The following is a 3,324-nucleotide window of genomic DNA, read 5'->3' as shown; positions in this document are numbered from 1 at the left end:
CAGGGCGAGGGCCCGTCCCCCTCGGGGGACGGGCCCTCGCCCTGTCCGACGAGACCTACGCGGCCGGCTGCGCCAGCCAGTCCGGCAGCGCGGCCAGGTCCTCCTGACCCAGCGCCAGCAGCATCGCGTCCGCCGGCGTCGGTTCGAAGGGCTGGCGCAGCAGCGGCATCCCCGCCTGCTCCGGCGTACGGTCCGCCTTGCGGTGGTTGTCCTCCGCGCACGAGGCCACCGTGTTCAGCCAGGAGTCCGTCCCGCCCTGCGCCCGCGGCACCACGTGGTCCACGGTCGTCGCCCTCCTCCCGCAGTACGCGCACCTGTGCCGGTCGCGTACCAGAACACCGCGCCTCGACCACGGGGCGCGTCTTCGGAAGGGGACGCGCACGTACCGGCAGAGCCTGATCACCCGGGGCGCCGGTATGTCGACCGCGGCTCCCCGCATCCGCAGTTCGGGGTGGGACTGCTCGACCACGGCCTTGTCCTGGAGCACCAGCACGACGGCGCGGTTCAGCGTCACCGTCGACAGCGGTTCGAAGCTTGCGTTGAGTACCAGCGTGTCCCGCATCCAGCCCACCTCCCGTGCACCGGCCCGCCCCCTGGCGGGCTGGGATCAACTCTGGCCGGGCACACCGGGATGGACAACGCAATATCTGCTGCTCCTCCAGGGGGAAGACCCCGGACCCGGCAACAAAAATGCCCGCCTCTGATCACTTCCAAGAGCAGAGGCGGGCAAACGTTCAGCGAACGTTCGGCTGATTTCGGTCAGTCCTGGGCGGGCGCCGCGTACTCACCGATCAGCGCACCGCGCGCCAGCGTGTGGAACCGCAGGTTGAAGCCCACGAACGCGGGCGTGGCGTCCGCGTCCGGACCGAGCTTCTCCTGGTCCACCGCGTACACCGTGAACACGTACCGGTGCGCCGGGTCCCCGGCCGGCGGCGCGGCGCCGCCGAAGTCCTTCGTCCCGTAGTCGTTGCGCGCCTGGACGGCACCCTCCGGCAGCCCCGCGAACGGGCTCGTGCCCGCGCCCGCCGGCAGCTCCGTCACCGACGCCGGGATGTCGAAGACGACCCAGTGCCAGAAGCCGCTGCCCGTCGGGGCGTCCGGGTCGTACGCCGTCACGGCGAAGCTCCTGGTCTCCGGCGGGAAGCCCTCCCAGCGCAGGTGCGGAGAGGTGTTCCCGGCCGCGTAGACCTGGTCGTCCTTCAGTACCGCACCCGGCGCGACGTCGTCGCTCGTCACCGTGATCGACGGGACGGGCGGATGGAAGTCGTGGGGAAGCGGCGGCCTCTTCGGCTCGGTCACCTCGGCACCTCCTGATCGTTCTGGTCGTTCCCGAACGGCGGGATTCCGCCTCCGAGCCTAGAACCAGCTGCGCCGGCTGCCGACCTCCGACAGCCACTGGTTGAGGTACCCGGCCCAGTCGGTGTTCTGGAAGTCGTGCAGGCCCACCTGGAAGGAGCGGTACGAGTCGCTGCCCTCGCTGAACAGGCCCGGCTTCTTGTCCATCTCCAGGACGACGTCCATCTCCCGGTCGTCGGCCACGAAGCTCAGCTCGACCTGGTTCAGGCCCCGGTACTGCGCCGGCGGGAAGAACTCGATCTCCTGGTAGAAGGGGAGGCGCTGCCGCGTGCCCCGGATGTGCCCGCGCTCCATGTCCGCGTTCTTGAACCGGAAGCCCAGCTGGATGAAGGCGTCCAGGATCGCCTTCTGCGCCGGCAGCGGGTGCACGTTGACCGGGTCCAGGTCACCGGAGTCCACCGCCCGGGCGATCGCCAGCTCCGTGGTCACACCGATGTTCATCCCGCGCAGCGGCTGCCCGTCGATCATGGTGACCGGCGTCTCCCACGGGATCTCCAGGCCGAACGGCACCGCGTGCACGGCGCCCGCCTGCAGCTCGAAGGCACCGCCGAGCTGCTGCTTGGCGAACTCGATGTCCTGCTTGTGCTCCGTGTCGTCGGGACCCTCGACCTCGACCCGGGCCTGCAGCCCGACCGAGAGGCCCTCGATCTGCTGGTTCACGGACCCGCCCTGGATCCGCACCTCGCCCTGGACGACGCCGCCGGGAACGACATTCACCTCGGTCAGCACCGTCTCGACGGAAGCCCCGCCGGCCCCCAGGCTCGCGAGCAGCCGCTTGAACCCCATGTCTCTTCCTCCTTGGCCACGCCAGTCGCTTCCGACCGCATCCTTGATCCCTACATACGCGATCCGGCCCCGGTCGGTTCCGCCTCACCCTGGCAAGACGGGCGCCCCCTGACCACCCCGCTCACGACCCGCCTCCTGCGTTACCCTCGGAAGGCATGATCACGGAGCTCGACCGTACGCCCCTCACCCGGGACTTCCTCCATCGGCCCGTCCTAGACGTCGCCCCGGACCTCCTGGGCCGCGTGCTGGTGCGCAACACCGCCGAGGGACCGATCGAGCTGCGCATCACGGAGGTCGAGGCCTACGACGGCGCGAACGACCCCGGCTCCCACGCCTACCGCGGCCGCACCGCCCGCAACGGCGTGATGTTCGGTCCGCCCGGCCACGTGTACGTCTACTTCACCTACGGCATGTGGCACTGCATGAACCTCGTCTGCGGCCCCGAGGGAGTGGCGAGCGCCGTCCTGCTGCGCGCCGGCGAGATCGTCGAAGGCGCCGACCTGGCCCGCACCCGACGGCTTTCCGCCCGCAAGGACGACGAACTGGCCAAAGGCCCGGCTCGGCTGGCCACGGCCCTGGACGTGGACCGCTCCCTCGACGGCGCGGACGCCTGCGGCGGCCCGGACGGCCCCTTCTCCTTGCGTGCGGGCCGGCCGGTCGCATCCGACCTGGTCGGCAACGGTCCCCGCACCGGGGTGTCCGGTGAGGGCGGCGTCCACCCGTGGCGCTTCTGGATCACCGGCGACCCGACCGTGAGCCCGTACCGGGCGCACGTGCCCCGGCGTCGTCGACGTCACACTTGACTCGGCCCGGCCGGGTCCGTAATGTGGTCCGAGCCGCTGGAGCCGGTACGGCAATCTGCCGAGCACCGGGAGCGGCCAACCCACTACCAACGACAATCCCTCGGTGAGGGCGATTTCGGTGTGCCCGCACTCCGGAATATCGAACTCACGAACTCGATTATGAGTTGTCGGGAGAATCGGCTAGCGTAGTGAATGTCGAAAGGGCCGCGAGGCCCGAAAGACAGCCGAAAGGCAGAACCCGCCGACAGGGAATCGGATCGGAAACGGTCTGATAGAGTCGGAACCGCCGGAAAGGGAAACGCGAGAGCGGGAACCTGGAAAGCACCGAGGAAATCGGATCGGAAAGATCTGATAGAGTCGGAGACGCAAGACCGAAGGG

The 3,324-nt window shown here is 69.7% G+C and carries 4 protein-coding genes; 1 reads left to right on the top strand and 3 read right to left on the bottom strand.

The window, feature by feature from the left end:
* Window positions 1-55 precede the first annotated feature (55 nt).
* The 3 genes from IE271_RS40445 to IE271_RS40435 all read right to left on the bottom strand — a co-directional run bounded on the left by IE271_RS40445 (window position 56) and on the right by IE271_RS40435 (window position 2,142).
* Window positions 56-562 carry an HNH endonuclease gene (locus IE271_RS40445; RefSeq protein ID WP_190195414.1) on the bottom strand — a complete coding sequence of 169 codons (507 nt, stop codon included), beginning with the start codon at window positions 560-562 and terminating at the stop codon, window positions 56-58.
* A gap of 197 nt (window positions 563-759) precedes the next feature.
* The gene (locus IE271_RS40440; protein WP_190195413.1) at window positions 760-1,299 is read right to left on the bottom strand and encodes a YbhB/YbcL family Raf kinase inhibitor-like protein; all 540 of its coding nucleotides are present in this window, start codon (window positions 1,297-1,299) and stop codon (window positions 760-762) included.
* A gap of 57 nt (window positions 1,300-1,356) precedes the next feature.
* Complete coding sequence (locus IE271_RS40435) at window positions 1,357-2,142, bottom strand: sporulation protein (protein ID WP_190195412.1); 786 nt, start codon at window positions 2,140-2,142, stop codon at window positions 1,357-1,359.
* Between the two features lie 155 nt (window positions 2,143-2,297).
* Between IE271_RS40435 and IE271_RS40430 the strand changes: the two genes are divergently transcribed.
* Window positions 2,298-2,945: a DNA-3-methyladenine glycosylase gene (locus IE271_RS40430; RefSeq protein ID WP_190195411.1), complete on the top strand. Its 648-nt coding sequence runs from the start codon at window positions 2,298-2,300 to the stop codon at window positions 2,943-2,945.
* Window positions 2,946-3,324: the final 379 nt, after the last annotated feature.

Source organism: Streptomyces minutiscleroticus (genome assembly GCF_014650875.1).
Taxonomy (GTDB): domain Bacteria; phylum Actinomycetota; class Actinomycetes; order Streptomycetales; family Streptomycetaceae; genus Streptomyces; species Streptomyces minutiscleroticus.
This window is presented reverse-complemented; position numbering and strand designations above follow the sequence as displayed.